The sequence below is a fragment of the Streptomyces sp. PU-14G genome, from assembly GCF_041028275.1.
In the GTDB taxonomy this organism is placed as follows: Bacteria; Actinomycetota; Actinomycetes; order Streptomycetales; family Streptomycetaceae; genus Streptomyces.
The window spans coordinates 12,694-35,235 of the sequence record NZ_JASKYT010000028.1 but is presented as its reverse complement, the minus strand read 5'-3'; the positions used below and the strand labels follow the sequence as shown (position 1 = coordinate 35,235).

Genomic DNA, 22,542 nt, shown 5'->3' with positions numbered 1-22,542 from the left:
GTCCTCGCCCCCGACTTCGTCCTCCGTGTCGCCGGGCTGCCCCTCTCGGCCCTCGACCCGCTGCGCGCACGAGACACCGCGGCATGGGTGCGGCGCGCACTCGCGCTGGAGGCCGAGGCGGCGGCGCTGGCGCCCGAGGCGGAGGACGCTCTTGCCGAGGCTGTCGCCCGGACCAGCCAGGCGGCCGTCCGGCGCGGCCTGCTCGCGCTGCGCCGCGACATCCACAACGCCCGCGCCCCCGCGCCCTCGGCGCAGCGGGCCGCCGGGCCGGTACCGCCGCCCGTCACCCGCTGGCTCTCCGTACGCCGCCGCTACGACGACGCGCTCGCCGCGGCCGAACGGACCCTGGCCACCGAACTCGCCGCAGCCCGCACCTGGCTGCGCGCCCTCGCCCGCGGTCCCGTCCTCCGCGCCGGCCTCCAGGCGGCCTCCCCCTCCCTCGACGCCGCCCTGCCCGGATACCTGGCGTGCGACGCGGCCACAGCCCCCCAGGACAAGCGCCGCCGGAAGGCGGAGCGCGCCCTCGTCTCCTACGTCTACCGGGCCGCGCTCAAGACCAGCCCCTTCAGCACCTTCACCTCCCTCGCCCACGGCCGCTTCGGCGCATCGCGGGAAGCCCTGCGGCTCTGCCTGACATCGGGAGCGCAGGACGTGCGGCCCGTGCTACGGGCGCGGCCCAACCTCACCGCCGTCCACGAGATCACACAAGCGGCACTCGGCGACCCGGCCACTCGTGCCGCGCTGCCCTTCCGCGCGGTGGGCGGGCGGCGCCGGATCGACGGACGGCTCCACTACACACGCCGCCGCTACCGCGAAGTCGACACCGGCATCGCCCTGGCCGCGCCGGGTGTGCTGCGCGAGGAGCCGTTCCGGCTCCCGGCGGGCCCCGTACTCGTCGAGGCGCTGGAGCTCCTCGACGCCGCTCCGGGCGACGGGCTCACCCTCCCCCAGCTCGCCCATGCCCTGCACGGGGCCGACCCCGACCGCAGGCCCCGCGACCAGCTCTCCCGCTACCTGGACAGGCTGGTGGAGTGCGGATTGCTGGTCACCCCCGCCCTCTCGCTCGACGTCCACCACCCCGACCCGGTGGCGGAACTGGCCTCCCGACTGCGCGACCTGGGCGGACCGGCCGGTGCGCCGGCCCTGCTCGCCGACGACCTCGACCGTCTCGGCACCCTCACCCACGCCTACCCCCTGACACCGCCCGAGGAGCGGTCCCGGCGCACGGCCGCGCTCCGTGCCGCGACCGCAGGCGCACAGCGCAGACTCGGCCGTGCGGAGCCCGTCGTGCCCCGCACGGCCGTCTACGAGGACGCCGTGCTCCCCGGGTACGGGGCAGCCGGGCGCGCCGCGTGGGAAGACGGGCCGCTCCCCGCGCTGCGGCGGTTCGCCCGGCTGCTTCCCGCGTTCGATCTGCTGCTCGGCGACCGGCTGGTGGCCCGCGCGCACTTCCGGTCCCGCCACGGCCCGGGCGGCACCTGCCAGGACGTGCCGGGCTTCGCACACGACCTCTACCGGACATGCGGCCACCTGCTGTCCGACCTCCGCACGCCGCTGGGCGCGCTCGCGGCGGACGGGAGGTACCGGCCGCGCGCCAACCCGCTCGCGGACCCGGGGATCGCGGCGCTGAGCGCGGCCCACGAGGAGTTCGCCCGCGCCCTGCGTACGGCTCTCGGCACACAGCTCCCCGAGTCGCCGGAACTGGTCCTGCCCGACGAGGCGCTGGAGCGGGCGGCGGCGCTGCTGCCGCCCGGCAGCGGCGCCCTGCCGCGGAGTTACGCCTGCTACCTCCAGTGGATCCGGCCCGCCCAGCACGCCCGAGCACCGCGCGCGGTGCTCAACTGGGTACATACCGGCCTCGGACAGCCACTCGCCCGCTTCGCCCACTCCTTCACACCCCGGCCGCAGGCCGCGCACGCCGTGGTCGACGCGCTACGCGCACGGCACGAGGAGCTGTTGCCGCCCGGCGCCGTCTTCGCGGAGCTCAGCGGTGGCTACGACACCTCGAACGTCACTCTGCGCCCCGCCGTGGCGCCGTACCGCCTGGTCGGCCCGGCCGACACCGGGCACGGGCCGGTGTCGGCGCTCCTCCCCGTCACGGACCTGCCCCTGGTCGACGACGAGGAGAGCGGGGAACTGCAGCTGCGCTCGGTGCGACTGGGCAAGCGGGTGGTGCCGCTGTGGCTGGGCGGTCTGGTGCCCATGGCACTGCCCTGCATCCAGCGCACGCTGCTGACGCTCTCCCCGGCGTCCATGCCGATGGCAACCGACGTGTGGAAGTGTCTGGACAGCGACACGCTGCCCGCACAGCGTCCACGCGTGCGCTGCGGACCGCTGGTGCTGGCGCGCCGCTCCTGGCACTTCGCGGGGGCCGGACTGCCGCACGCGCAGCCCCCGGTGGACACCGCGCACGGCCTCTTGGCCCGGCGGCGCTGGTGGCAGGCGGCCGGGCTGCCGACGCGGGTGATGGCCCGTACGGACACCGACACCAAGCCGCAACCGGTGGACGCCGACAGCCCGCTCTCCCTCGCCCTGCTCGACCACCGGTTGCGCGGCTCCACCCAGGCGGTCTTCACCGAGCTGCTCCCCGATGTCGGTGAGGCGGCCCTGGACCTGGGCGGCCACCGCCACGTCTCGGAAGTGTGCGCCGAACTGGACGCCGCGCCGACCGGCCCGCACCCCACGGTCCCCGCACCCGCACCCGCACCCGTACCCGGGAAGGATCTGTCCCGATGACCGAGGACGCCACGGCGCCCACCCCCGACCACGCAACCGGCCGGACCGGCTGGACCTGCCAGGCCGACCAGGCCAGCCGGACCGGCGGGACCGGCCAGACCAGCGGCACAGGCGGAACCGACGGGAGCGGTGGGACCGGCCAGGAGGCTCCCGCCAGGCAGCACGGACGCCTCACCCCGCTCAACGCCGACGACCGGCCACCCGCCGAACTGCGCCCAGGACAGTGGCTGTCCGCGCACGTCTACTACTCCGCCGACCGCGACCCGCTGCTGTCGGACTGCGTCCGGCCCCTCTTCACGCGGCTGCGCCGCGAAGGCCTCGCCCAGGGCTGCTACTTCCTGCGGCACTGGCTGGAGGGTGCCCACCTGCGGCTGCGGATCCAGCCCGCCGGCCTCTCGGCCGTGCCCGCCCTCACCCGCGTCGTCGAAGAAGAAGTCGGCGCCTACCTGCGCCGCCACCCCGCGGTCCACGACCCCCGCACCGAACTGAGCGATGCGCTCTACCGTCGACGCTTCCACCTCGAATTCTCCGAGGCCCAGTGGAACGCGCGCTACGGGCCGGACACCACGCGCATGCCGCGCCGTCCCGACAACACACTCGCCTACCTCGCCTACGAACCCGAAGTGGCACGCTACCGCGGCCCCGCAGGCGTCGCGCTGGCCGAATGGCACGCGCAGTACTCCAGCGACCTCGTCCTCAGCCTGTTGGCCTCCACCGCCACCCGCAGCGGCAGCGCGCGGTTGGGCACCGCCGCACAACTGATCGCGGCCCTCGCCCTGTCGGTGCTCCGGGACACACACCGTGCGGTCGCCTTCCTCGATGACCGCATGGCCGCCTGGCAGACGCTGTTCCACGAGCGCTACAGCAGCTACGACGCCGCCTACCAGCGCATGGCGGGCCCGCTGGGCGACAAGGTGACGGCTCTGTGCGCGGGCATACTCGACGGGCAGTCCGACCGCCTCACCGGGTATGTGCACCGCTGGGCCGAACACGGCGACGCTCTGCGCACACGCATCGACGAGGCCACCCGGCGCGGCGAGCTGGTCTCCGACACGACCTGCGGGACGACGCGCCCGGTGGACCCCGACACAGCGCGGAACGTGCTGCTGGCCCTCTTCACCCACATGCTGTGCAACCGGCTCGGGGTGACCGCGAGCAGCGAGGACTACCTGGCCTTCGTGCTGCGCCGCGCCCTGGCCGAGCGCGGGTGACGGGCGCCTGGAAGGAGGTTTTCGACGACCTGGCAACGGCCCTTGACCCTGACGAGAACACGTCTCCACAATGGCGGGCGACCGAGTAACTACCGTGGCTGACGAGGGAGTTGGGGCACATGCTCGCTGACGAGCTGGAGACGCTGGAAGCCGAGGTCTTCGAGATCGAGGAGATCGAGGAGCCGCCGCAGGTGATCGCAAGCTGCACCACCACAGGCTCACACTGCCACGACACCATCATCTGACCACCCCCGACAGACAGACAGGACGGTCGCCGCGGCGTTTCACCCGCCCGCCTCGGGCGCACCAACGCCGCGGCGCCCCTCTGAGCGCGCACGACAGGCCCGCGAACAGGGAGCACTGTCGTACTGGCAAACACGCGCTTCCCGCGCATGCGGTGTTCTCGATGGCGCCGGTGAGGTGCGTGGACCGACCGCGACGGCCGGTGCGTGGGCCGACCGCCGACCTCAGGATGCCTGTGCCGCTCCGCTGGGGACCCGGAGCTCGGGGTGTGCCCGCAGCCCGGCGACGTCCGCCCCGCTCTCGGTCAGCACACGTTCGATCTGAGCCGCGGACTGAGCGTTGGTCCCCGTCTCGTCCAGCAGCGCCGCCAGCAGGTGGGTTGTGCCGACCGTGGGCGACCCCTGGGCGGAGGCGATGAACTGTGTGACGTGCAGGAGCCGCCGTTCGAAGTCGGCGGGCCCGCGCACCTCCGTGGGCTCCCCCTCCGCAACCCCGGTGGTGGGGAGCAGCGATCGGGCGACAGCGTCCTGCTGTGCGCCGAATCGGCGCAGAAGTCGCGCCCCCTGGTTCGCTCCCGCCAGCTCCTCGGGCAGCTCACGCCCAGCGACGGTCAACGACCGGTCCAGGGCCAGGATGCCCAGCAGCATATCGACGGGGTCCATCTGCGACGCCCCGCGCCGTACCGCTCCCCGTTGGGTCTCCTGACGCACCGCAGCCACGACCGCGGAGCCGAACCCGGCGCCGCCCCCGAATATCCAGGCGGTGAACTTCCGGGTCAGCGGATTGCCGCTCTTCCCGAACGTTCCCGCCTTACGCAGCACCATCACCGTTCCGGACTCCGGCGCTTCGTCGCTTGTCCGCAACGCGTCGAGCGCGGTCATGGCAGCCGTGACATCCACCTTCTCCAGCACCATGGCCTCGCGGGCACGCGTATCGGGCAGCTCGAGCAGTGCGCGCGCCACATGGCGGACACGTACGGCAACGGTGCCCTCTTCCCGAGCGGACTCCAGCGCCTTGCGCAGACAGTTCCGCAACGCGCCGGTCATCGGCGGGATTTCAAGGCTCTCCTTCTCCTCGTCCGTCTTCTTCCGGTTCCTCCAGAGCAGCCTCTTGGCCTCTTCCAGCCGGACCTCCCGCCAGAAGGCGTCGATTTCCTGCTCGTCCTGCGGGTTTCCGGCCGTGCCGTCATCCGCGTCCCTACTGATCCACACGGATGTCCCGCGGCACCCGATCGAACCGCCGAGCGAGCCGGAGGCCCTCATTCCGGGTGCAAGGGCGGAACCCGCGGCCGAATCACCCGACACGAGCGCATAGAGCACGCTTTCCGTGCCGACGTCCTCCCGTTCCTGCTTGTCCACCGCGCGCATCGCCTCCAGCAGCAGCTTGACGACGTCCCTCTCGAACTCGGTGGTCATGCCGGCTTCGCGGTCGGGCGTTCGCTGATCCATCGAGCCTTCCTCTCCGTGCTGTTGCTCACTGAGCAGCACGCTAACCCGTGTTGCACCGGCTCCGCGTCGGCCGACCGGCCATGCCCGCGGTCCGATCGGCCGGAGGTTCCCGTCCGGACGGACGACAGCCTCGCGCGCCCACGGAGCACTCATGAAGGACGTTCCGCGACTGACCATGGTGTGTGAGCTACGCAGACAAGGGGGCTAGGTTCACCTTCGACGGGTGCGCTAGCCAGATTCTCTGCCGAGGCGCCGGCCCGTAGCCTCCGCGGCATGACGCTCTCAACCGGGCCCTTACCACTCGTTGTCCGGCGACGCGGACTGCTCGTCTACCTCGGCGTCGCCTACGCCGGCATGTGGGCGGCCATGTCACCTCTCCTGGCCACTTCTTACCGGCGTGGCGACGCACGCGAGGAGACCGGTGCGCTGGAGCAGGTGTGTATCGCGGCTGCGATGCTGGCCCCTGCCCTCGCCGCGATACTCGTCGTCCGCTTCATCGAGCGCAGCGGACGGGTGCGGGACACCCTCGCCCTCCGGTGGCCGAAGCCTTGGGGGCGCGCCGTGCGGGCGTGCCTGGTGGCCTTCGCCGTCCCCGCAGGCCTCACCACGGCCGCTCTCACCGTCGGCGCCCTCGCCGGCCGCTATCCGTTCGGTGGCGTGCACGGGAACGGGCTCGGCGTGTGGGCGGCCGGAGCCGTGCTGAACATGCTGGTGTCGCTTCCGTTGTTCTTCGGCGAGGAACTGGGCTGGCAGGGGTACCTGTTCCCGCGCCTCGCGGGAGACGGCAGCCGCCGGAGCCTGATACGGGCGTACGGGGTCACCGGCACGGCTTTCGCCCTGTGGCACCTGCCCACGCTGCTGATGGGTGGCCAGTACCCGGGTCGTCCCTGGTATGTGTCGGTGCCTGCCATGCTGGTGAGTTGCCTCCTCATCCTGCCGGTCTTCACGTGGCTGCGCCTGCGCTCCGGCTCGGTCGTACCCGCCGTCATCGGCCATGCGTTCGTCAGTTCGGTGAGTGTCGACATGGTCAAGGAGTTCGCAGCTCCGAAAGCAGCGCTGGACCCCCTGCACATGGGTATGGCTGGATGGCCCGGCTGGATCGCCGCGGGCGCGTTCGTCGCCTTCCTGGCCCTGACCGGCCGGCTCGACCCTTCCTTCCACACGGCAGGGAACACCTCCCGGCCCGCTGTGGCCCGCACGCTGTAAGGGCACATGTCTTTCCGAAGTGTGCAGGTGATGCAGCCGCTGAGCCGCGGTTCTGCGACTGACCGCACGAGGTCCGCGTGGCACCGGTGGCCACGGTCTCGGCGGGTGCTGCGACTGAGCCCGTCACTGGCGAGCCTCGCACGGTGAGAGGCGAGCGCGTTGTCCTCTTGGCCGGCACCGGTAAATGCGGATGCCACCCGCGGGGCGGGGTGCATAGGATCGCGGGCATGACGATGCGCCTTGTTCAGATCGCGATGAACGCTCAGGATGACTCCGCGCTCGGCCGGTTCTGGGCGGAGGCACTGGGCTGGGGCTCGTCCGTCGAGGTTCCCGGAGTGGTGACCAACCTCGAACCCGAAGGGCTCGTCTACCCCGATCCCGCCGCCGTCTACATCGACGTCATCACCGTCCCGGAGCCCAAGACGGTCAAGAACCGTGTGCACATCGACCTCGCCACGACTTCTTCGGCCCACCATGCGGAGCTGGTCGCGCGCCTCGAGGATCTCGGTGCGACGCCCGCCGACGTGGGTCAGGGCGACGTTCCGTGGACGGTTCTCGCCGACCCGGAGGGCAACGAGTTCTGCGTGGCGGAGCCTCGGGAGATCTACCGAGACACCGGACCGATCGCCGCGGTCGTGGCCGACTGCACGGACCCACGGGCCATGGCCCGGTTCTGGGACGAGGCGATGGACTGGACCCTGCACGAGGTGACCGACGACCATGCCGTGCTGCGCTCAGGCAAGGGCGTCGGCCCGTACCTCAGGCTCGTCCGCACACCCGACGCCAAGACGGTGAAGAACCGGGTCCACCTCGACCTCCGGCCCTACCCGGGCGGCGACCGAGCGGTGGAAGTGGCCCGGGTACGGGCTCTCGGCGCTGCCGACATCGACCTCGGCCAAGGCGACGACGTGCCGTGGACGTGCCTCGTCGACCCGGAAGGCAACGAGTTCGACGTCCTCGCGCCGGCGTGATACGGACCGTCGGCAATACCCCGACGCGGGTGCAGCGGGCGACGGCTCGCACCCCAGACCCACCGACCGGAGCGCTCCTGGCCGACGCAACCGGCTCTTCCACGGGTCCGCCTCCTCGTCCTCGCCCTCGTCCCGCTCGTGGGACGCATTGGCTCTGCTGCTGACCGGCTCTCGCCGCCGTGCCCGCCTGTTCCGACGGCCCTGCGGGCACGGCACCTCTTCGTACGGGCGTCCGGACCAACACCTGGTCGCCGGGCGACTCAGCGCTTGGAAGCGAAGGCGCAGTCGCGATGCCGGAAGCGGACCATGACGGGCGCGGGCCTCCACCGGCCCCGGTGTGCCCGGGGCGGTGTGCCCGGGGCGGTGTGCCCGGGGCGGTGTGCCCGGGGCGGCGGCGGACCGTACGGCGACTGCCAGGCGGGACGCTCGCTCTGGATCAGTCCGCATGCAGGGCCGAAGGAGCACGAGCGGCCTCCGGTACCGCTTCGGCGAGCTGGAGAGATACCTGCGCGGTCCCCCGTGCAGACCCGAGCCCTGCGCCACTGCCTGCGGTGGCGCGACGTCAATGCCCGCCACGCCGGCGCCTTGGCCGCTCAACGCCGCGAACGCGCCCGCATCCGCAGCGCATCCGCATCCGCATCCGCAGCGAGAAAGGCATCCGCTGGGGCGGACGCGCACTGGCTGCCGCGGCCTGACCACCGTGCCGGACGCCAGGGTCACAGCTCAGCGTTCTGCCGCGAACCAGCCCATCAAGCCGATGGAATCCGGCGGGCAGGGACCTCAAAGACGAGTTCGAGACCGTCATCCTCATCCCACTGCTCTCCGACTTCGACGAAGCCGAAGCCCGAGATCGTGGCCAGGGAGGCCACGTTGTCGGGGCTGATCGACGCCCGCACGGTCGTGACCGCGGTTTCTTCCGCTGCCCGGCGCAGCAACTCGATCAGCGTGGACCGGGCATATCCCTGGCGACGGAAGCCGGGACGGACGGAGTAGCCGATCTCGACCATGCCGACCTCGTCGGGCGGTCCGTGGAACCCGGCATGTCCGACGACGAGGCCCTTGTCGCCGACGACCGCTTGCCGGGCCATCCACCGCGCCTGGTCGGGATCGGCAGCCATCTGGTCGAGCCGGAACTGCCACAGCCACCGTGCGTGGTCGGTCACGAAGTACTCGGTCAGCGCAACCCCGGCCATCTTGCTGGCTGCGGACAGGTCTCCATCGAGCAGAGCGGACATCACCCCGCCGGACAGCTCGACGAAACGGACGCGTTTCGGGCTCCGCTTGAGCGGTCTGTGGTGATCGGCATCATGTGTCACCTGCGGATGCTCGCTGACCAACCGAAGGGTGTCCAACGGTTTCGGCACGGTCCGGCAGGCGGCCCGCGGCATCACCCCTCACCGCAAGCCCACCCCGGTGCACGTTCCCGGTCACGGCGCTGGCTCGCCGGGAATGCCGGGGCCGGACCCGCTCGGCCCGGAGACCGGCTTGGGGATCCGGCGCAGGACGAGGGTCACGAGCGCGGCGTGCAACAGACCGGTCACCGCGGCGGCGGTGCGCAGGCCAGTGACGAAAGCGGTCTTCGCCTCCCGGAGTGCTGAGGTGGGGGCGCGGCCCAGTAGCCTGCCTTGGCCGGCCGGCGGGCGCAGCGCGCGGCCGATATCGGCACTGGCGCCGGTGCTCAGCCCCGGCTCGCTTCAGCCCACCGCGTTCCCGGCCCGGCGTGCGGGCTCACTTGTGCGCCTGGGGAACGGTCTCGGGAGAGAAGAGGAACGACATCTTCTCCATGACCGGCTTGCGCTGCGTGTTCTGGAAGGCGGCGACGCGCCACCGGCCGTCGGTCTCCCGGACCAGCGTGTACGTCTGTACCTTGCTGAGCTTGTGCGGTCGCTTCCCTTTGTAGGTGTCGCCCCGGCCGTTGACGACTGCCACATCCGGCCCGTAGAAGCGGATGTCGAGGACCTCGTCGGCGAGCTTCGTGCCCTTGAGGAACTTCGCGAACAGCGCGCGATGGCTCGCCACGATGTCGCGCCGCCCCCGGTACACGGTGCCGACGTAGCTGAGGTAGCTGGCGTCCTCGGTGAACAGCGCGCCGTACGCCTCCGCGTCGTTGCGGCCCCAGGCGGCGACCAGACCTTCCAGCACCGCCTTCACCGCGGCGACCCCCTGCTGCTGACCGTGCATGGCGGATCACACCCTCACTCGTTAGAATCACACAGATACTGCACACGCCAAGTATCTGCACTCATGCAGGTAAATGTACGAGGGGAATCGAGTGAGCGCAAACGCCGCCGGCGGGGACAGTGAGCACGTAGTCTTCCGCCAGTACCTGGACGCGGTGGGCCTGCAGGGCTTGGCCAGCGCGGAAGCCGCAGGCCTCCACACTTCGGAGTGGTACGCACTCAGCCTCATCGCCTTCCACGGCACCCTCACCTCAGGAGAGCTCGCTGCCCGCACCGGACTCACCACCGGCGCCACCACCCGCCTGATCGACCGCCTTGAGAGGGCCGGCTTCGCACGCCGGGCAGCCGACCCGAACGACCGCAGGCGCGTGATCGTCGAATCCGTACCCGACGCTCTGGGACGCATCGAGGACGTCGTCGGGCCAGCCCGACGCCATCTGGCCGAAGTCCTCGCCCAATACACTCCCGAACAGCGCGCGCTCCTCTTCGACTACTTCGCCCGCGCCGCACCCGCCTTTCGCGCGGCCACCGAAGAGATCAGGGCGAACACCGCCGGCGGCCGACGAGGCCATACCCGCAAAGCGGCGCCCTCGCAGAAGTGAGTGGTTTCGAGAGCCTGCTGACCCCCGCCGGACCGCATCCGGTATGTTCCTCGTCCAGATCAGAGGGCGCCCTCAGGTCGCAGCCGTCCTGAACACTGCCCACCGGCGCAGCTGGTCCACCTGGTGACGCAGTCACCATGCCGATCACGAGCCATCCGTACCGGAGACACGTGCGACTGAGTTTGGCTGGCCGCTCCGATTACCGAAGTCGGTCGCCGGTGAGCCAACAGCTGAGGGGGGCATCGGTCGCTGGAAGTAGGTCCTGCGGCTCAGGCGCACTGCGCGCCTGCTTGGCTAGGGTCGGCTCTCATGGAGACCACGGGGATCGTCCGTCGCCAGACGGCGGAGCGTGTACGTAACACTCTGGAGCGGCTCGTCGCCGAACGGACCGTATGGGTGTCGACGGCTCACCCTGATCACGGCCCGCATCAGCTGCCGCTGTGGTTCTTGTGGGACGGGCGAGCAGTGTGGATGTCCACCAGCGAAAGGTCCGTGACCGCGCGGAACATCCGCAAGGAGCCGCGCGTACGCCTGTCGCTACCGGACACCTTCGACGTGGTGCTCCTCGAGGGTGAGGCCGAGTGCTTCCCGGGCCAGGGGTGCCCGGCGGCGCGGCGGAGTCGTTCGCCCACAAGTTCGGGTGGGACCCACGCGTGGAAGAGGATGGCTTTGTGTATGTACGCGTGCTCCCGAGGATTGTGCGCGCTTGGCGCGGCGAGCCGGAACTACGCGGGAGAGTCATCATGCGCGACGGGACATGGCTGGCCTAACGGCTGTCCCGCGACTCCCCCGGCGACAGAGCTGGCGCCGGGGCGTGTGGTCGGGCCAGGTCGCAGGGCCAGACCAGGTCCCGGGGTCGGAGCACGATCGGACCGCTCAGCCCACGGTACGACCACGGTCTGAAGCGGAAGTGTGGCCCCTGCTCCGACGACGTGGCGGGTGCGGCGACAGCATCGTGGCGCCATGGCCATCACTTCCGTCACTTCTCCGTCACACGCCGCACGGCACTCCGGCTTTCCGGGACGCTGGGTGGGCGGCGCATCCCTCGTCGTCGGACCCTTGCTGGTGCTCGCGGGTGTGCTGCTGCGCGTGCGCTTCGACTTCTTCTTTCCCGCCCAACTGAGCGCGTTCGAGCATCATCCCGTTCTCATGACGGCCTCCTACAGCCTGGTGTCCGCAGGATGGGTGCTGCTCTGGCCGGGCGTCGTTCTCCTCGCCACCGACATCGGTGCGCATTACCGGGAGCTGGCTGTGTGGGGTGGCGCCTTCGCGGTTCTGGGCTTGTTCGCCCGAACGTTCCATGCCGGTGTCGACCACGCGAGTGCTCAACTGGTGACCGCTCGGGGCGCGGAGTCGGCGACACGGTTGGTGAGCGAGACCTATGGCGCCTTCCATGTCTTCAGCACGCTGAACGCCGCCGTCATGGGTGGTTGGGTCCTCCTGGCCGTCGGCGCCTACCGCTCGCGGGTGCTCGGTCCCCTGCGCGCGACGGCCTTGGCTCTGGCATCGGCGATGCCGTTGGGAGTGTTGAAGGGGACGACCGCCTTGTCGGTCGCAGCGGCTGCGGGGCTGTGCGCAGCGCTTGTTCCGTTTGGCGTCACCGCGTGGCGCACCGGGCCGGCCCCGCGGCCGGCCGCAGTCGTGGGAAGGCTTGTGCTGGTGGCCGCCGTGGGTACCGCGATGTTCCTCCTCGGGCAGGCCGGATGACCGCCCGTCGGTATCGTCGTGCGATGGACATCGTGCCGTGGCGCCTGCGGACCAGGCCGCATCTGTGGATCCTCGACGCCGGCACGGCCGGTGTGGTGGCAGCCGCGTATGTTGCGCTGGCCGGACAGGGTGCATCCGACGGCCTGCCTCGGTTCTCCAGCCCGACATGGGTGGGCTGGCTCGTGGCCGTATGTGTGGGAGCGCCGCTGGCGGTTCGACGTCTGTGGCCGCTGCCTGCCCTGACGGTGGTGCTGGGCGCCACGGCAGCGGCTACATTCCTCGACATCACCCGGGACCCCTACGTTTCCGCGGCCGTGGCGCTCTACACGGTGGCCCTTCTGGAGCCGCCCCGCCGGGCTACCGGTGCGCTGGCTGTGGCTCTCGTCGTCTCTGCGACCGCAGTCGTCAGCGGAGAGGCGGTCCTGACACCTTCCGGCCCGTGGTCGGAAGCCGCCGGAACCGCGGTGCTCGTCTGGCTGGTACTGGGCGCCACGTGGGCCGCGGGCCGGGTCGTGCGGGAGCAGCGGGCCCGAGCGGTCCGTCGGCAACGACGCCTGGCGGAAGAGGCGCTGACCGAGGAACGCCTGCGCATCGCCCGCGAGTTGCACGACGTCGTTTCGCACAGCCTGAGTGCGATCGTCGTCAAGGCGGCGGTCGCCAACCATGTGGCCGAGGAACGTCCCGAGGAGACCCGCGACGCCGTTCAGGCCATCGAACGAACCGGCCGAGAGGCGCTCACCGAGATGCGGCGCGCGTTGGGGATGCTGCGCGGCGACACCGCCGAAGAACACCCTCAAGGTGCCGGGCCCGCCAAGACCGCGCCCGCTCCCGGCCTGGGTGACCTGCCCTGTCTCGTGCAGCGCGCCGAGGAGTCCGGAATCCGTACCGGTCTGCGTACGCGGTTGGCGGCCGACCTCCCAGCGGGGAGGGCCCTGACCGTCTACCGGATCGTGCAGGAAGCGCTGACGAACGTGGTCAAGCACGCTGGCGACGGAACGCAGTGCGAGGTCGCCATCACCGCGGACTGCGGTGGAGGAGTGCACATCGAGGTGGTGGACGACGGAGCAGGGAGCGCGGCGGTGTCCGGGCGGACGGATCTGCGGGGCGGACACGGGCTCCTGGGAATGCGAGAACGCGCGATGATGTACGGGGGCACGCTGGAGGCCGGGCCGCGGCCCGGCGGCGGGTTCGCCGTGTCGGCTCGCCTTCCGCCCGAACCACCGCACGGCACCCCGCCAAGCCGAAGGGAGACGACCGCGTGACCGACCCGATCCGGGTACTCGTCGCCGACGACCAGTCGCTGCTCCGCGGCAGTTTCCGGGTACTCGTCGACACCGCCCCGGGGCTGTCCGCTGTCGGTGAGGCCGGTACCGGCGCCGAGGCTGTCGAGAGTGCGCGGCGCCTGCGCCCGGACGTCGTGCTCATGGACATCCGGATGCCCGGCATGGACGGGATCGAGGCGACACGGCACATAGCCCGCTCTCCCGAGACGGCGGAGACACGCATCCTCATCCTGACCACCTTCGACCTCGACGAGTACGTGTACGGCGCACTGCGAGCCGGAGCAGCGGGGTTCCTCCTCAAGGACACCTCACCCGACGTTCTGCTCACGGGCATCCGCACGGTCGCCGCCGGAGAGTCCCTCCTCGCCCCGTCGGTGACCCGGCGCCTGATCGCCGAGTTCGCCCGACTCCCCCAGGCGCACCCGGTGTCCGGCTCCTCGCTGGAGGGCCTCACGGAGCGCGAGCGTGAGGTTCTGCTCCTCGTGGCCCGCGGCTTGTCCAACACCGGCATCGCCGAGTACCTCCACCTCAGCCACGGCACCGTGAAGACACACATCGGTCGGCTACTGAGCAAGCTGCGGGCACGCGACCGTGCGCAGCTGGTGATCAGCGCCTACGAGTCAGGACTTGTGTCGGCGACCACTATTCCTGAGCGCCCAGTCCAGCCGAAGAATGGCGGCCTTCCTTGACGTTTCGTCCGCCCCGGGCAAGGCACGGTCAGGTGGGCCCGCGCAGCAGGCGGCACAGGACTCGGGACCCATGCCGGGCAGGGTGGGGGCGGGTGTCCTTTCGCCCCCACCCGTTCGCGAGCTGAAGCAGCATACGGCGCCACGCAGGTTGCGCAGCGCTGAACGTATGCTCGCTCACGAGGCCGCGACAGGATCAGATCATGCGTCGGCCGTTGCGGCGGGCCTCCGCCCACTCGCGGAAGAACCCGCTGCTGATCACGACCAGCACAACAGCCACGATGGCGGGCCACATCAGGACGTACACGCTCAGTGCGAGCGTACTCATGGTGTCTCCTTCCGTTGTCACTTCGTGCTTCCGGCGGGCTCACGACCGCCGTCGGTGTCCCTGTCACCGGACGGGTGCGGGGCGCCGTCGTCAGGGGCTGTGCCCGCACCGGCCGGTTCAGCGACCGGTGCTGCGGCCGGTTCAGCGACCGGTGCCGCGGCCCCGTCGTCGAAGTCTCCAGTGCGCTCGGCGATGACGGCGAAATCGAAGTGTTCGTCTCTCCGCACGGACATGGCCCAGCAGACAATGGTGGACACCGAGTAGGCGACGAGAGAGCCGCACAGCGTGGCGTATTCGTGCAGGGACCCGATGGCGAACGGCGCGGAGACCACGACCGCCAGCACCCCGACGACTTTGGCGGGTTTCGGACCGAAGAAGCCGAATGCCATCAGTCCGAGTACGACACCGATGCCGGCGATGGACAGGACGTCCACGACGACGCCGAAGACGCCGTCAACCGGGATCCAGCCGAAGCGCACCGGCAGGAACACCGCGAGTGCGACGAGCACGGAGGTGGTGAACGCCTTGTTGGTGACCTTCTCCCAGTAGAAGCTGGCCAGGACCGGGAAGACCAGGGCCCCCCACAACGCACCGACGAACACCAGCAGGTCGAGGATGCTCAGTTGGAGGCTGGCGAAGGCAACCGCCGCTGCGGTCGCCACGACCATGGTGAGGCGTCCGATCAGCAGCATCGTCTTGGGGTTGGCCTTCTCCTTTCCGGTCACGTTCTGGCCGTAGACGTCGGTCATCACAATCGACGAGAGAGCCGCGAGGTCGGAGTCGGCTGTGGAGGACAGAGCTCCGATGATCATGATGAAGAACAGCGCCAGCAGCACGGGCGGCAGGTACTCGGCGGCCATTTCGGGGATCAGGTTGTTCAGATCGCCGCCGGTGGGCTCGAAGCCCAGGTAGAGGGCGAGCACGCCGAGCATGCCGACACCGATCACCATGGCGCCGTAGCCGACGGTCGCAGTGATGAACGTCGGCTTGATCAGGCTTTCCTTCACCGCGAACAGCCGCTGGGCGATGGTCTGGTTCCCGATGGCATACGCCAGTACCGCAGCGATGTACGGGGCGCCCTGTTGCATGAACGCCTCGCTGGAGAAGAAGTTGCCCTGCTGCGCGGTGAGGTTGTGCGCGCCGCTCTCGAACGCGGCGGGGAAGTCCGCTGCGAAGAAGATGAACGGGACGAGCACGGCGACCGCGCCCAGCATCGCGACGACCTGTACGAAGTCGGTCAGCACGGAGGCACGGAAACCGGACCACAGGGTGTAGAGGAGGACGCCGGCAGCGACGGCGAACACCCCCTGGGTGAAGGTGAACGGCGAAAGCAGCGAGATCAGCACACCGCCGGCGATGAAATTGGACATCAGGCTGATCAAGCTGCCGACGATGTTGGAGCCGGCGAGCATCAGCTGGCTGGAGCGGCCGTGCCGGGCGAGCATGACCTCGGCGAGCGTGTGGGCCCTCGGAGCCACCGCGCGGATGCGCTTCCCGAAGGGATAGATGAACAGGATCATCAGTGCGCCCCAGAGCCCGTAATGGATGGGCCCTGAGATGCCGTAGCTGTAGCCCGAGGTCGCTGATGCGTACATCGACGAGGCCCAGATCCATGTCGCCGTCATGCTGGCGGCAGAGATCCCGAAGCCGATGTTGTTGCCACCGGTCATGTAGCCGTCGGCGTTCTCGTCCTTCTTACCGATGCGGGTCGAGATCAGGAAGGTTCCTCCGTAGAAGAGGACCAACAGACCCACCACGGCCAAGGCACCGAACTGAGCTGTCTCCGTTCCGTCCACACGTCACCTCCTTCGAATCGTGGAGCCCGGCTCGGTCCGCGGTCTCCGGTGTCGCGCCCGGCGTCTCGTGGACCGTCCTGCGCCTTCGGCGCGGAGAGCTCCGCCCCGGCAGCTGCGTCGCTGCTACCGGGCGTCAGCAAAAGAGCGGCTACTTTGAGCACGCAAACTGCTAGGGACCGTAACAGGGCCGGAGACGGCTTCCACCCACGACGACCGCGCCGGCCACCGAGTCGAGCGACGTCGAATTTGCCTGCTATGCGAGGTGAGCCAGTCTTGGCGCTGCGGGTTTGCCTCATATATGACGCTTCCGCTCCCGTCTGGACTGAGGTTTGTTTGCAGCATCACGTCTGCGATCCCCGCCGGTTTCGTTACGCAGTAGAGATCCGTGGATGATCTCGATACGCCATGACTCGGCAAGAACTTCCGAAGAAGCATGTGTCCTGACTTAAGAGGTCCTGACGTACGGCGTTGACCGTGTGCCATGCGGTTCAGGCGGCCGTTGGGCTGCGCGTGGCAGCACCTGCCGGGGAGTAGGGCTTCGCTCATTCCGCGCCCCGTCGGCCCGGTCGACGCGCGAGCCGAGGTGAGCTGAGGGGTGGGGTGGGGTGGAGTGGGACTCCGCCCGAGCCGGCGACTGGCGGCCTACGAGGGCGATCTGGACAGCGGGGGTCTGTCCCTTCCCGGGAGCACCGGGGGTGGCGGTGATCTCGCCCACCGCATGATGTTCAATGTCACGAGCCAACTCGGCACGACAAATTCTGACAACGGGAGAGCACATGAAGAGACTTGGGCGCGCGCTGCTCGCGGTTCCCGCGGCGATACTCATCACCGCCGGGACGGCGACTGCGGCAGCGGCCACGACCGGCACCCCCAGTAGCGCACCTCCGTCGAGCGCCCCGTGCGTGTCGACGTCCGGCGCGAAGGCGTGTTTCGTCGCGAACGGAGACGCGGTCTACGTCAAGGACACGAAGGCCAACGGAGACTCCGTCGCAGGCACGCTCAAGTCGCGGCTTCCGGCGCGTTGGGGCCGGGAGTGCTTCAACGACCGCGGCGCTGCCGCCGGCTGGGTGAAGTGCAGCTTCGACGTGCCGGAATACCAATACGCCGACCTCTGGGCCGTCAACCAGCCCTTCATCGGCAGCCAGGCGTCCACGAAGGTCTACACCAGCCCCATCATCTGAGTCGCGCTCGGCCGACTGGCCGGGCCGGAAGGTCCGGCCCCACCGGCGGAAGATCCGTCCCCACCGGTGGAAGGTCCAACCCCACCGACGGCTGCGGAACAGCCGGGTGAGGCCTGGCGGGTGGTGGTGTCGGTGTTCGAGCCGCCACCCGAGGTAGCGAGCCGTTTCCTCCCTGCCTTGCGATGTGGGCAGGCGGTGGCTGGAGGCGGTGTGCGGACGTAAGAAGGCTCCTGGTAGGCGGGTGGGCTGTCGCATCCCAAACCGTCCTGCCAGGAGCTTGCGCGTGCTTGCCGACTCAGTCGGCGTCGCCACGCCCACCTCTGCCCTGCCTGCTCCCGAGGTGCTCGCACCGGCCGTAGCAACAGCCTGTTGAGCAGGTCGCCTGTCAGAGAGGTCGGCCGCGGACCGGTTCGGCGGGGTCGTGGGTGATCAGGTCCCCCGGCTGACACTGCAGGACCTCGCAGATCCTGGACAGAGTCGAGAAGCGGATGGCCTTGGCCCGCCCGTTCTTCAATACGGACAGGTTGACGACGGTGATGCCCACCTGTGCGGACAGCTCGGTCAGTGTCATACCGCGCGCGGCGAGAAGGCGGTCGAGATGGATCCGGATGCCGTGAGGTTCCTCTTCGGCCATCAGATCGTCCCTTCGATGTCCTCTCGCATACGCACGCCCTCGCGCATGATCTTCCCCATGATGACCGCGGCGAGTCCAGCGAGGACGAGCACCATCGGCCCGGAGACCGTCGGCCCGGAACCCACGATCGGCGCCATGCTCCCGACGAGCCAGGAATGCGACCACCCGACGATGAGGCCGGCCAGCGGCGTGCCCACGGTGACGAACCACCCGAGAACAAAGAGCCGTTGCGCCACCGCCTCGTTGAACGGTCCTTGCAGCCAGACGGCCTTGAGCATCCGGGAGAAGAGCAGGAGCGCGACCGCTCCGAACAGCAGCCAGGGCAGTTCACCCCCGAGGTCGGCGGCCCGCTGCCCCACAGAAGGGCCACCCTGGCACATGCGCGTGACACTGCTGGTCGCCTTCACGTCCGCGCCGTCCGGCAGTCGGTTCGCGAGTGAGGCGTTGTGCCAGAAGTCCGTCTCCACGCAGACCTCCCCGTCGTCGAGCATGTGCGTGACGCCTGTGCCGAGGAAAGCGAGCCCACAGAGCACTGCGAGCGCAAAGGTCACCGAGGCCAGGGTCTTCGTCAGTCGGGTGTTCATGAGGCCCTTCACTATCGAATTTCGATATGTTCACGGTAGAGGATCATATCGATATTCGACAAGTTCGGGGCGGCTGGCCCAGCAGTGACCCCTCCGCCACCGGCCCCTTCGGACTGGTCGGGATCGTGGGGGCTGCCGCCACGGTGGTGGCCGGCCGGCTGGCCGACCGCGAACGCGGCCGTCAGGTGACCGCGGGCGGGCTGGCCCTGTTGACGGTCGTGGCCCTCAACCTCACCCAACTGTCCCCGCTGTCCGTGCTGGTCAGCCACCAGAGCGCGGTGTACCGCCGCAGTCATGCCGTGGCAGGACGCCCGCCTCTCTCCTGGCTGCGGTCCTGAGGCCGGCGCTGCCCAAGGCCGCCGCCGCGCACCAGGCTTGATCCGGCCCCCGGTGAGGAGCTCTCACGCGATGGGCGGTCAGGAGGGATGAACTTGGTCGAAGAGGGCGAGGGCTTCGGCGGGTTCCGGACTCACCAGGCGTTCCAGCCCGGCCGCCGTGATCTCGGCCCACCTCCCGGCCCGTATCCACATCTGTTCCTCGAAGGTGCGGACCGCCTCGTCCAGATCTCCAGGGCCGGTGGCGATCGACTCGGCGAGTTCGGCACCTTCCACCATCGCGAGGTTCGCGCCCGCCCCCAAGGGTGGCATCAGATGGGCGGCGTCGCCCATCAGCGTCACCCCGAAGACGCGGGTCCAGGTGTGGCGGACGGGCAGAACGTGCAGGGGGCGGTGGACGAAAGCGGTGCCGTGGCGGAGGAGTTCGAGGACGGGCGCGGCCCAGCCGTCGAACAGGCCCAGCAGACGTGCACGCACGGCCTCGACGTCGGCCAGGTCCAGGCTCGTGTGCCAGTCCAGCGGCGCGCGGAACTGGGCGTACACCTTCACGTGGCCGCCGCTGTTGCGCTGGGCGACGAGCGCTCGGTTCACGCCGTGCACAGCCACGGAACCGTCGCCGATCAACCGGGCGAGGCCAGGGTGGCAGGCGTCGACATCGTCCAAGGACGTCTCGACCAGGGTGACACCGGTGTAGTGCGGCGTCACCGACGACACTGCCGGGCGGGTCCGGGACCAGGCACCGTCCGCGCCGACCACGAGGTCGAACGCCTCCTGCCGCCCGTCCGCGAAACGGACCAGTGCGCCCTCCCGGGTCCCCGGCACCACCTGCGTCACGTCCCGGCCCCACCGGACATCGAGAGGGCCGAGCAGCAGGTCACGGAGTTGCCCGCGGTCGATCTCGGGGTTGGCACGGTCGTGAGGGCGGGGGCGCCAGTCGCGCAGGACCGTCCCGTCCGTGTCCAGGATGCGCATGGCCTGCCCCTCGGGACGAGACAGCGCCTGAAAGTCCGCCAACAGCCCGGCCTTGTCCAGCGCGAGTTGGCCCAGCCCTTCGTGCAGGTCCAGCGTGCCGCCGGGAGGGCGGGCGTCAGGGGCGGGGTCACGTTCGAGGACGGCGACGGGGTAACCGTGGCGGTGCAGGACGCGGGCGAAGGTAAGGCCGGCGGGGCCGCTTCCGACCACGGCGATACGGTGCCTCATATCGATACACTGTATTTTCCCGTGGCGATGGCTCGCAACAGTACGGTGTGACCATGACTGTGTGGGACCGTCCGGAGCCGCCGGCTCGTCGCCCCGAGCCGCTCGACCGGGAGCGGATCGTCGCCGCCGCCGTCGCGCTGGCCGACGAGGGCGGGCTGGAGGCGGTGTCGTTGCGTAAGGTCGCCGCCCGGCTCGACGCCGGCCCGATGCGGTTGTACAGATACTTCTCCACCAAGGAGGAGTTGTTCGACCTCATGCTGGACGAGGTCCACGCCGAGATCCTCCCCGAGGAGCAGCCCGGTGACTGGCGCGAGGCCCTGAGCGTTCTCGCCCACCGCACCAGGCAGGCCGCTCTTCGCCACGAATGGCTGGCCGATCTGCTCGGCGGTCGCCCGGCTCTGGGCCCGAACAGCCTTGCCGTGACCGAGACCACGCTGGCCGCCCTCGACGGCCGCGCCGGCATCGACACCGTCATGCGCGCCGTGGAGACTGTCAGCGCCTACTTCATTGGCGCCATCAGGCGCGAGATCGCGAACCTGCGGGCCGAGCGCTCCACGGGCCTGTCCAAGCGCGACTGGCAGCGCGACTCCGGTCCGCACGTGACGAGGATGTTGGCCACGGGCCGCTTTCCGGCGCTGACCAAAGCCGTGTACGACGGCACGGACGTGGACGCCGAAACATCCTTCGCGACCGGCCTGGACTGGGTCCTCGACGCAGTGGCCGCCCAACTCGCCCGGCCCTCGGCATGACGCTCGGCTCACGCCGAGTGTGAGCGAGGCGCTCTGCTCAGCGGTCAGTCAGGAACACCGGCCCGGGCCAGGACGGCGGCCATCTCGTCCTCGGGAAGCGCCGGGTTGGCACCCGCGCTGGAGGCCAGTTCAGGAACGTCAAGCGCCTCCCGGAGCCGGTGGAGCGGGAGGCGCGGGTCGCCGGCCGCCGCCTGGCGCGTCCTGACCGCGGGATCACGGCTGAGCCGTTCGATCAGCGCGGGCGTGGCGGCCGGGTCCCGGACGGCCAGCCGACGGTATTTTCCGTCCGGGTGGTCCGCGTAGCGGGCGGCGAGGCACTCACGGGGAAAGCGAGGGTGCGTCTCCGCCATCCAGGAGGAGAATGTCCCGCCGAGCCGCGCGTACACGCGCATCAGGATCTCCTCCGGGGTGTCGGGGTGGTGCACGCCCAGGAGGTTCTCCACCACCGGGTCTTCGGCGCGTGCGAGTAGGCGCAGCAGGTCGGGCGGCAGGTGGGCGCTCTGGGCGGCGGCGCGCCGGAGCAGTGGGTGGGCGGAGGCCGCGGCCCGGCGCAGCACCTCGGGGTCGGCGAGCCCGTCCCGTACCCACTGCACGCCGTCGCCCCGGTCGAAGTCCCCCACCGTGAAGTCGATCGCCATGCGCCGCGTCTCGTCCAGTTCGGGCCTGAGGGAGACCGCGAGCCGTACGGCCTCATCGGGGTCGACCGCGAGCCGCTCCACCATGTCCGCGGGCAGCGACGGGTTCTCGGCCAGGGCCACGAGGTGTGTCCGCTCGGCGACGCACCGCTCGGCGTCGGCGCGGACGAGCAGCCCTCGGCGCAGCGCCTCGGCCGCAGACTGCGGATCGCGGAGGAGTTCGGCGGTGACGTGTGCGTCCCGTCGACACTCCCCCAGCGCGGCGGCCCGCCGCACCTCGGGGTCAGGGTCGGCCAGCAGCGCCGACCGCTCGCCCGGCGGCAGGATCTCCCATGCGCGCACCGCTTCCCGGCGCGCTGCCGAACTGTGATGAGCAGCCATCGACGCCACGGACGGCAGCGCCAAATGGGGCGAGTCCAGCAACGCCGTCCGGACACAAGGAGCTGGGTCGTCGAGCAGGCGGACACACACGGCGTTCGGGAGCGGCGCGACCTTCGTGCGCGGGTCGTAGACCTCTGGTCCGTACGCAAGAGCAGCCCGCACGTTGGGAGAAGGGTCGTCCGCGAGCCGGGCCCGCTGCGCAGGGTCCGCCCTGGCGCTCATGGCGAAGTCGATCCGGGCGCCCGGGTTCGGGTGGGCCAGGATCGCCCTGACGGCCGACTCAGGAAGTCCGGCCCGCTGGAGGGCGTCACGGGGCGGACGGCCGCCGCCCCCGTCGAAGGCGAGCAGGCGCAGTAGCAGCGGTGTGGGCAGCGCCGGATTGCGGGCGACTCCGTCCAGCGCGGATGCGTGGAACGCCACCATGATTCCCCTACCCCTGAGTCTTC

General features: G+C 70.3%; 21 protein-coding genes and 1 pseudogene. 13 read left to right on the top strand and 9 right to left on the bottom strand.

Translation table 11 applies throughout. The features are described 5' to 3' along the window. The 3 genes from AB8Z75_RS05805 to AB8Z75_RS05795 all read left to right on the top strand — a co-directional run. Positions 1-2,736 (top strand): lantibiotic dehydratase (locus AB8Z75_RS05805; RefSeq protein ID WP_369200276.1); only part of this gene is annotated, 2,736 nt, incomplete at its 5' end. Further along, a complete protein-coding gene (locus tag AB8Z75_RS05800) occupies positions 2,733-3,947 on the top strand; it encodes a lantibiotic dehydratase C-terminal domain-containing protein (protein WP_369200275.1) in 1,215 nt (404 codons plus the stop codon). The genes AB8Z75_RS05805 and AB8Z75_RS05800, both read left to right, overlap by 4 nt. Positions 3,948-4,066: 119 nt before the next feature. Beyond that, entirely contained in the window at positions 4,067-4,192 is a 126-nt protein-coding gene (locus AB8Z75_RS05795; RefSeq protein WP_369200274.1) for a hypothetical protein, read from the top strand. 222 nt (positions 4,193-4,414) lie between these two features. Here the strand turns inward: AB8Z75_RS05795 and AB8Z75_RS05790 are convergent, their stop codons facing one another. Beyond that, positions 4,415-5,638, bottom strand: a complete 1,224-nt coding sequence (locus AB8Z75_RS05790) for a Clp protease N-terminal domain-containing protein (protein WP_369200273.1) — start codon at positions 5,636-5,638, stop codon at positions 4,415-4,417. 273 nt (positions 5,639-5,911) lie between these two features. Here AB8Z75_RS05790 and AB8Z75_RS05785 point away from each other — a divergent pair, with 273 nt between their 5' ends. Both AB8Z75_RS05785 and AB8Z75_RS05780 read left to right on the top strand, forming a co-directional pair. Then, positions 5,912-6,844: a CPBP family glutamic-type intramembrane protease gene (locus AB8Z75_RS05785; protein ID WP_369200272.1), complete on the top strand. Its 933-nt coding sequence runs from the start codon at positions 5,912-5,914 to the stop codon at positions 6,842-6,844. Positions 6,845-7,071: 227 nt separating this feature from the next. Then, positions 7,072-7,815: a VOC family protein gene (locus AB8Z75_RS05780; RefSeq protein ID WP_369200271.1), complete on the top strand. Its 744-nt coding sequence runs from the start codon at positions 7,072-7,074 to the stop codon at positions 7,813-7,815. Positions 7,816-8,564: 749 nt separating this feature from the next. On the opposite strand, the gene AB8Z75_RS05775 is transcribed toward AB8Z75_RS05780, so the two are convergent. Both AB8Z75_RS05775 and AB8Z75_RS05770 read right to left on the bottom strand, forming a co-directional pair. Continuing rightward, the gene (locus AB8Z75_RS05775) at positions 8,565-9,050 is read right to left on the bottom strand and encodes a GNAT family N-acetyltransferase (RefSeq protein WP_369200278.1); all 486 of its coding nucleotides are present in this window, start codon (positions 9,048-9,050) and stop codon (positions 8,565-8,567) included. Between the two features lie 493 nt (positions 9,051-9,543). After that, positions 9,544-9,996 (bottom strand): SgcJ/EcaC family oxidoreductase, encoded by a 453-nt coding sequence (locus AB8Z75_RS05770; RefSeq protein ID WP_369200270.1) that lies wholly within the window; start codon positions 9,994-9,996, stop codon positions 9,544-9,546. Between the two features lie 91 nt (positions 9,997-10,087). On the opposite strand from AB8Z75_RS05770, the gene AB8Z75_RS05765 reads away from it, so the two are divergent. The 5 genes and pseudogenes from AB8Z75_RS05765 to AB8Z75_RS05745 all read left to right on the top strand — a co-directional run bounded on the left by AB8Z75_RS05765 (position 10,088) and on the right by AB8Z75_RS05745 (position 14,276). Next, a complete protein-coding gene (locus tag AB8Z75_RS05765) occupies positions 10,088-10,597 on the top strand; it encodes a MarR family winged helix-turn-helix transcriptional regulator (protein WP_369200269.1) in 510 nt (169 codons plus the stop codon). A gap of 309 nt (positions 10,598-10,906) precedes the next feature. Then, positions 10,907-11,367, top strand: a pseudogene (locus AB8Z75_RS05760) (pyridoxamine 5'-phosphate oxidase family protein). Between the two features lie 193 nt (positions 11,368-11,560). Further along, positions 11,561-12,304 carry a hypothetical protein gene (locus tag AB8Z75_RS05755; RefSeq protein WP_369200268.1) on the top strand — a complete coding sequence of 248 codons (744 nt, stop codon included), beginning with the start codon at positions 11,561-11,563 and terminating at the stop codon, positions 12,302-12,304. 23 nt (positions 12,305-12,327) lie between these two features. Next, positions 12,328-13,566, top strand: coding sequence for a sensor histidine kinase (locus tag AB8Z75_RS05750; RefSeq protein WP_369200267.1), 1,239 nt, complete (start codon positions 12,328-12,330; stop codon positions 13,564-13,566). After that, complete coding sequence (locus AB8Z75_RS05745) at positions 13,563-14,276, top strand: response regulator (RefSeq protein ID WP_369200266.1); 714 nt, start codon at positions 13,563-13,565, stop codon at positions 14,274-14,276. Before AB8Z75_RS05750 ends, AB8Z75_RS05745 begins: the two co-directional genes overlap by 4 nt. Before the next feature lie 193 nt (positions 14,277-14,469). On the opposite strand, the gene AB8Z75_RS05740 is transcribed toward AB8Z75_RS05745, so the two are convergent. Beyond that, positions 14,470-14,601 carry a putative transporter small subunit gene (locus AB8Z75_RS05740; protein WP_369200265.1) on the bottom strand — a complete coding sequence of 44 codons (132 nt, stop codon included), beginning with the start codon at positions 14,599-14,601 and terminating at the stop codon, positions 14,470-14,472. 17 nt (positions 14,602-14,618) lie between these two features. Then, on the bottom strand, positions 14,619-16,397 hold the full coding sequence (locus AB8Z75_RS05735) for a sodium:solute symporter family protein (RefSeq protein WP_369200264.1): 1,779 nt from the start codon (positions 16,395-16,397) through the stop codon (positions 14,619-14,621). Between the two features lie 776 nt (positions 16,398-17,173). Here AB8Z75_RS05735 and AB8Z75_RS05730 point away from each other — a divergent pair. Then, entirely contained in the window at positions 17,174-17,578 is a 405-nt protein-coding gene (locus AB8Z75_RS05730; RefSeq protein WP_369200263.1) for a hypothetical protein, read from the top strand. A 385-nt stretch (positions 17,579-17,963) separates the two neighbouring features. Here the strand turns inward: AB8Z75_RS05730 and AB8Z75_RS05725 are convergent, their stop codons facing one another. Next, complete coding sequence (locus AB8Z75_RS05725; RefSeq protein ID WP_369200262.1) at positions 17,964-18,212, bottom strand: helix-turn-helix domain-containing protein; 249 nt, start codon at positions 18,210-18,212, stop codon at positions 17,964-17,966. Further along, the gene (locus tag AB8Z75_RS05720) at positions 18,212-18,796 is read right to left on the bottom strand and encodes a DUF2975 domain-containing protein (RefSeq protein WP_369200261.1); all 585 of its coding nucleotides are present in this window, start codon (positions 18,794-18,796) and stop codon (positions 18,212-18,214) included. Before AB8Z75_RS05720 ends, AB8Z75_RS05725 begins: the two co-directional genes overlap by 1 nt. Before the next feature lie 26 nt (positions 18,797-18,822). Here AB8Z75_RS05720 and AB8Z75_RS05715 point away from each other — a divergent pair, with 26 nt between their 5' ends. Continuing rightward, positions 18,823-19,134, top strand: coding sequence for a hypothetical protein (locus AB8Z75_RS05715; RefSeq protein WP_369200260.1), 312 nt, complete (start codon positions 18,823-18,825; stop codon positions 19,132-19,134). Between the two features lie 78 nt (positions 19,135-19,212). Here the strand turns inward: AB8Z75_RS05715 and AB8Z75_RS05710 are convergent, their stop codons facing one another. Next, positions 19,213-20,331: an FAD-dependent oxidoreductase gene (locus AB8Z75_RS05710; protein WP_369200259.1), complete on the bottom strand. Its 1,119-nt coding sequence runs from the start codon at positions 20,329-20,331 to the stop codon at positions 19,213-19,215. Positions 20,332-20,384: 53 nt separating this feature from the next. Here AB8Z75_RS05710 and AB8Z75_RS05705 point away from each other — a divergent pair, with 53 nt between their 5' ends. Continuing rightward, a complete protein-coding gene (locus AB8Z75_RS05705) occupies positions 20,385-21,080 on the top strand; it encodes a TetR/AcrR family transcriptional regulator (RefSeq protein WP_369200258.1) in 696 nt (231 codons plus the stop codon). 44 nt (positions 21,081-21,124) lie between these two features. Here the strand turns inward: AB8Z75_RS05705 and AB8Z75_RS05700 are convergent, their stop codons facing one another. Then, on the bottom strand, positions 21,125-22,519 hold the full coding sequence (locus AB8Z75_RS05700; protein ID WP_369200257.1) for a Mucin-2: 1,395 nt from the start codon (positions 22,517-22,519) through the stop codon (positions 21,125-21,127). Between the last annotated feature and the right edge of the window lie 23 nt (positions 22,520-22,542).